Source organism: Rhodopseudomonas sp. BR0C11 (genome assembly GCF_010820945.1).
GTDB lineage: Bacteria > Pseudomonadota > Alphaproteobacteria > Rhizobiales > Xanthobacteraceae > Rhodopseudomonas > Rhodopseudomonas palustris_H.
In genome coordinates this window covers 1-6,436 of the sequence record NZ_QTKI01000277.1, presented here as the reverse complement: position 1 = coordinate 6,436, position 6,436 = coordinate 1, and the positions used below count along the sequence as shown (strand labels likewise).

Sequence of the window (6,436 nt, the reverse complement as noted above, 5' to 3'; positions counted from 1 at the left end):
CGCCAAGGATCCGGCGATCCGCTCCAACACCTCTGTCTGCCTCAAGGTGGTCGATCCCGCCATCACCGCGCTGTCTCCGGAAGCCCAGGCCGACTTCGCCAAGAAGTTGGTCGCGGCGGTCGAGAAGGAAGGCGCAGGCTTCGACCTCGGCGCTTACCGCGATGCCCCTCCCGGCCTGCGGATCTGGTGCGGCGCGACGGTTGAGACTGCCGACGTGCAGGCCCTGACGCAGTGGCTGGACTGGGCGTTCGAGACCACCAAGGCCTCGCTGACTCAGGCGGCCTGATTAGTCACCCTCCCCTAGAGGGGGAGGGTCGACGCACCGTAGGTGCGGCGGGGTGGGGTGACAGACTCTCCCCGCCCTCGGACTCCAATTTCCATTCTCGACGCTTTCACCCCACCCCGGCGCTGCGCGCCGACCCTCCCCCTCAAGGGGAGGGTGTAGGAGAAATCCCATGACCGCTCCCAAAGTCCTCATTTCCGACGCGCTGTCGGAAGCCGCCGTGCAGATCTTCAAGGACCGCGGCATCGACGTCGATTTCCAGCCGAACCTCGGCAAGGACAAAGACAAGCTCGCCGAGATCATCGGCAATTATGACGGCCTCGCGATCCGCTCCGCCACCAAGGCGACCGCGAAGATCCTGGAGAAGGCCAACCGTCTCAAGGTGATCGGCCGCGCCGGCATCGGCGTCGACAACGTCGAGATTCCCGCGGCGACCGCCAAGGGCATCATCGTGATGAACACGCCGTTCGGCAATTCGATCACCACCGCCGAGCACGCTATCACCATGATGCTGTCGCTGGCCCGTGAGATCCCCGCCGCCGACGCCTCGACCCAGGCCGGCAAGTGGGAGAAGAACCGCTTCATGGGCGTCGAGATCACCGCCAAGACCCTCGGCGTGATCGGCTGCGGTAACATCGGCTCGATCGTTGCCGACCGCGCCCTCGGCCTGAAGATGAAGGTGATCGCGTTCGATCCGTTCCTGTCGCCGGAGCGCGCCAAGGACCTCGGCGTCGAGAAGGTCGAGCTCGAAGACATCTTCAAGCGCGCCGACTTCATCACCCTGCACACCCCGCTCACCGACAAGACCAAGAACATCATCGACGCGGCTGCGATCGCCAAGATGAAGAAGGGCGTCCGCATCATCAACTGCGCCCGCGGCGGTCTGGTCGACGAGAATGCGCTCGCCGAAGCGCTGAAGTCCGGCCACGTTGCCGGCGCGGCGTTCGACGTGTTCTCCGAAGAGCCGGCCACCAAGAACGTGCTGTTCGGCCTGCCGAACGTGATCTGCACCCCGCATCTCGGCGCCTCGACGACGGAAGCGCAGGAGAACGTCGCGCTGCAGGTCGCCGAGCAGATGAGCGACTACCTGCTGACCGGCGCGATCACCAACGCGATCAACTTCCCGTCGATCACCGCCGAAGAAGCCCCCAAGCTGAAGCCGTTCATCGAACTGGCCGAAAAGCTCGGCTCGTTCGCCGGCCAGCTCACCGACACCGGCATCACCAAGGTCACCATCACTTATGAGGGTGAAGTGGCCGAGATGAAGATCAAGGCGCTGACCTCGGCGGTGCTGTCGGGCCTGCTGCGTCCGATGCTGGGCGACATCAACGTCGTTTCGGCGCCGGTGATCGCCAAGGAGCGCGGCATGGTGGTGGACGAAGTCGTCCGCGCCGCCGAGAGCGACTATGAGAGCCTGATCACCCTGACGGTGACCACCGAGAAGCAGGAGCGTTCGGTGTCCGGCACGGTCTATGCCGACGGCAAGCCGCGCCTGGTCGACATCAAGGGCATCCGCGTCGACGCCGAATTCGGTGCCTCGATGATCTACGTCACCAACGAGGACAAGCCTGGCTTCATCGGCAAGTTCGCCAGCCTGCTCGGCGACGCCAAGGTCAACATCGCGACCTTCAACCTCGGCCGTCACACCGAAGGCGGCGACGCCATCGCGCTGGTGACGATCGACGGTCAGGCTCCGGCCGACGTGCTGGAGAAGGTGCAGGCGCTGCCGCAGGTCAAGCAGGTCAAGGCCCTGACGTTCTGATCGAAGGCCGGATCGCACCGCTGCGGAGCAGCTCAGTTCCGTAGCTTGATCCCGAGCACGACGACATCAAGCTCTCTCCCCGGTACCGGGGGGAGGGCTTTCGTTTGCACGCTCCGCGCGAAATGGACGGGCGGTTCGCAAAATGGACGATTGAGTGCGCTGCAGTAACTGTCCGGGAAGAATTCCCGCGTAGTTGTACGAGGCGCAAAATTCTCGCGCCGCGTTGCACCTCGGGAGAAGTCCGTGAAGTTCAGTAATCTTCGAATTACTCCGAAGCTGGGCCTGCTGGTCGCAGGTACCCTGATCGGCTTGTGCGTGGCCGGCATTCTCGCCGGTGTGATGATGCAGCGTGAGATGCTCAACGCGCGGTTTGAGCAGGCCAAGGCCATCACCGAGATGGGGCGCAATCTCGCGATCGGCCTACAGAAGAAGGTCGAGGCCGGTGAGCTCACCAAGGAGCAGGCGATCGCGCAATTTGCCCGCGATGCGGCGCTGCTGACCTACGACAACGGCCAGGGCTATCTGTTCGCCTACACGATGGACGGCGTCACCATCGCCACCCCGGACAAGAAGGCGGTCGGCACCAACCGGATGAACACGCCGACCGGCGACCGCTATCTGGTGCGCGAGCTGCGTGACGGCGTCGCCGCCAAGGGTGACGTCACCCTGTACTACGATTTCCGCCGGCCCGGGACCGAGGAGAACATCCGCAAGATGTCCTACGGCCTGGCGATTCCCGGCTGGGACATGTTCGTCGGCACCGGCGCCTATCTCGACGATCTCGACGCCAAGCTGAAGCCGATCTTCTGGACGCTGGGCGGCGCCATCTTCGCGATTGCAATCGCTGCCGGCCTGTTCGCGGTGCTGATCGCCCGCGGCATCACCCGTCCGCTCGCCAAGCTCGGCGCCCGGATGGATTCGCTGGCGCATGGCGAGCTGGAGCAGCCGATCCCCGGCATCGAACGCGGCGACGAGGTCGGCGAGATGGCCAAGACCGTGCAGGTGTTCAAGGACAATGCGCTGCGGATTCGCGACCTGGAGCGCGCCGAAGAAGCCGCCAAGGAGCACGCCGAAGCCGAGCGCCGCGCCGCGATGGAGCGGCTTGCCGACGAGTTCGAGCACAGCGTCAACGGCGTGGTGCAGTCGGTCGCCACTGCGACCTCCGGCATGCAGCAGACCGCGCAGTCGATGACTGCGACTGCGACCGACGCCAGCGCCCGCGCTGCGACGGTGTCGTCGGCCTCGGCGAATGCCTCCAACAATGTCAGCACGGTGGCATCCGCCGCCGAAGAGCTGTCGGCCTCGGTCACCGAGATCTCGCGCCAGGTCGAGCAGTCGCGGGAGATCGCCGGCAAGGCGGTCGACGACGCCGCGTTGACCAACCAGACCGTCAAGCTGCTGGCGACCGGCGCCGAGAAGATCGGCGAGGTGGTGCAGCTGATTCACTCGATCGCATCGCAGACCAATCTGCTCGCGCTCAACGCCACCATCGAGGCCGCCCGCGCCGGCGAATCCGGCCGCGGCTTTGCGGTGGTCGCCAGCGAAGTGAAGGCGCTGGCCAGCCAGACCGCCAAGGCGACCGAAGAAATCTCCGCGCAGGTCGCGGCGATGCAGTCCTCGACCAACGACGCGGTGCAGTCGATCGGCGGCATCACCGCGACGATTGCGCAGATGAGCGAGATCACCATGGCGATCTCGACTGCGGTCGAACAGCAGGGCGCGGCGACTCGCGAGATCGCCCGCAACATCCAGTCGGTTGCGGCGGGATCGACCGAGATCAGCATGCATATCGGCGGCGTTACCGAAGCCGCCAGTGCCACCGGCTCGGCCGCCGGGCAGGTGCTCGCCAATGCCCGTGAACTCGACGCCCAGTCCGGCGAACTTCGCCGCGCGGTCGACGACTTCCTCGGCAAGGTCCGAGCCGCCTGAGTTCCCGCGAGCTTCGGCTCCCGCGATCACTTTATGAGCCCCTGGCAGATCCGACGGTCTGCCAGGGGCTTCGTCTTTTCACGGTGTTAGCAAGGTCCGGGGCGCAACCCTCGGGTTCCTACGAGGGAACTATTAAACCGATTGGACACCCTGAGCTTGTAACGCTTCTCGCAGCTAGTCTCGAAATGCGTAGGAGCTGATCGCTGTGAAGTTCACCAATCTGCGGATCTCGCCGAAGCTGGGCATCCTGGTCGCCGTGGCAATGCTCGGCCTGGTGGCGTCCGGCCTGTTTGCGGCGTCGATGCTGCAACGTGAAATGAGCAACGAGCGGTTCGAGCAGACCAAGGCGCTGGTCGAAAGCGCGCTGAATATGGCGATGGGGCTGCAGAAGCAGGTGGCGGCCGGCAAGCTCACCAAGGAGCAGGCGATCGCCGAATTCCAGCAGCGCGCCCAGAGCATGACGTACGACGGCACTAACGGTTACTTCTTCGCCTACAAAATGGACGGCTCGGTCGTGGTGATGTCCGATCCGAAAATGATCGGCACCAACCGGCTCGACGTCGAGACCGGCGGCCGCAAGATCGTGCGCGAATTGCGCGACGGCGTCGCCGCCAAGGGCGACGTGACGCTGATCTATGAATTCATGAAGCCCGGCAGCACCGAGCTGCTCCGCAAAGTGTCTTATGCCGCCGTCATCCCCGGATGGGACATGTTCGTCGGCACCGGCGTGTACTTGCAGGACATCAACGCCAAGCTGAAGCCGCTTCTGACCTGGCTCGGCGTCGTCATCGTCGGCATCGGCGTGGTGTGTGCCCTGGTCGCGTGGCTGATCAGCCGCAGCATCACTCAGCCGCTCGGCGTGCTCGGTACCCGCATGACTTCGCTGGCCGAAGGGCAGCTGGACGCACCGATCCCCGGCGTCGACCGCGGCGACGAAAGCGGCGCGATGGCCAAGACCGTGCAGGTGTTCAAGGACAACGCGATCCGGATCCGCGGGCTCGAACAGCAGGAGCAGGAGGCGCAGCGCCGCGCCGCGGCCGAGCGCAGCGCGCTGATGCAGAGCATCGCCGACGATTTCGAGCGCAGCGTCAACGGCGTGGTGCGGAGCGTGGCCGATGCCACGCGCTACATGCAGAACACCGCGCAGTCGATGACCTCGACGGCGGCCGATGCCTCGACGCGTGCGGCGGCGGTTGGTGCGGCCTCGGATTCGGCATCCGGCATGGTCGGCACCGTGGCGTCGGCCTCCGAGCAGCTCTCGAGTTCCGTGCAGGAAATTTCCCGTCAGGTCGATCAGTCGCGCTCGGTGGCGAGCAAGGCGGTGAGCGACGCCGAGGAGACCAACGGGACGGTGATGCAGCTTTCGGTCAGCGCCGAGAAGATCGGCGAAGTCGTGCAGCTGATTCACTCGATCGCGTCGCAAACCAATCTGCTGGCGCTGAACGCCACGATCGAAGCGGCGCGCGCCGGCGAGTCCGGCCGCGGCTTTGCGGTGGTGGCGAGCGAAGTGAAGGCGCTGGCGAGCCAGACCGCGAAAGCGACCGAAGAAATCTCTGCGCAGGTCGCGGCGATGCAGTCCTCGACCGCAAGTGCGGTGCAGTCGATCGGCGGCATCACCGCGACGATCGGCGAGATCAACAAGATCACTGTGGCGATTGCGACGGCGGTCGAGCAGCAGGGGGCTGCAACGCAGGAAATTGCCCGCAACATTCAGTCGGTTGCGGCCGGTTCGAGCGAGATCAGCGATCACATCGGCGGCGTCAGTTCCGCCGCCCAGGCAACCGGCGACGCGGCTTCGGAAGTCCTTTCGCATGCCCGGGCGCTCGACAGCCAGTCTGGTGCACTGCAATCGGCGGTCGACGACTTCCTCCGCAAGATTCGCGCCGCTTGATCGTGCTCGGGGCTTGAACCTTTTGGCCTCCAGTGGTGACAATTCTCTGCTGGGGGGATGCGTGAAGGACGAGAGACAACGCATGCCCATGATGTTGCAAGGCACCGTCGCTTTCGAACCTGAATTCGTCGGCAATCTGGCGTGGCTCACCCGCGCGCTGATCGCCCGCGATATCGATCCGGATGGCGTCATCATCGCCAAGGATCTGGCCGGCGCAGGCGCGATGCCACGCGCGGCAAGCCTGCGCTACGTCTACACGGTCTCGACCGGCGATACTGATTTCGTCGTGATCGAAACCAGCGACGCGCGGTTTCTCGAACAGTTCCTCAATCGTCTCGAATCCGCCGACGACACGCCGTCGGCTTTGCCGCCCAAAGGCATGTTCGCGCGCCTAACCCGCTGGATGTCACCGCCAGCGTGATGACGACTGGCGACATCCAGGCGTACTGCAGCGGTGCTCGCTTTCACAACGTCATTCCGGGGCGCGCCGACAGGCGCGAACCCGGAATCTCGAGATGTTGAAGTAAAGCCGCAGGACCACACCACGAGGTTCCGGGTTCACGCGCTGATG

The 6,436-nt window shown here is 64.9% G+C and carries 4 protein-coding genes and 1 pseudogene; all 5 read left to right on the top strand.

All coding sequences use genetic code 11. The features are described from left to right. Window positions 1-286, top strand: a pseudogene (locus DYI24_RS18655) (phosphoserine transaminase); the annotation flags it as partial. Window positions 287-455: 169 nt separating this feature from the next. Continuing rightward, complete coding sequence (gene serA / locus DYI24_RS18650) at window positions 456-2,045, top strand: phosphoglycerate dehydrogenase (protein WP_107345891.1); 1,590 nt, start codon at window positions 456-458, stop codon at window positions 2,043-2,045. 243 nt (window positions 2,046-2,288) lie between these two features. Next, on the top strand, window positions 2,289-3,974 hold the full coding sequence (locus tag DYI24_RS18645) for a methyl-accepting chemotaxis protein (RefSeq protein WP_164573374.1): 1,686 nt from the start codon (window positions 2,289-2,291) through the stop codon (window positions 3,972-3,974). A gap of 205 nt (window positions 3,975-4,179) precedes the next feature. Further along, the gene (locus DYI24_RS18640) at window positions 4,180-5,865 is read left to right on the top strand and encodes a methyl-accepting chemotaxis protein (RefSeq protein WP_164573373.1); all 1,686 of its coding nucleotides are present in this window, start codon (window positions 4,180-4,182) and stop codon (window positions 5,863-5,865) included. Window positions 5,866-5,878: 13 nt separating this feature from the next. Beyond that, the gene (locus tag DYI24_RS18635) at window positions 5,879-6,286 is read left to right on the top strand and encodes a hypothetical protein (protein WP_246701299.1); all 408 of its coding nucleotides are present in this window, start codon (window positions 5,879-5,881) and stop codon (window positions 6,284-6,286) included. Window positions 6,287-6,436: the final 150 nt, after the last annotated feature.

Coding starts and splice junctions, on each gene's coding strand:
- serA (WP_107345891.1), top strand. CDS start 456: ATGACCGCTCCCAAAGTCCTCATTTCCGACGCGCTGTCGGAAGCCGCC.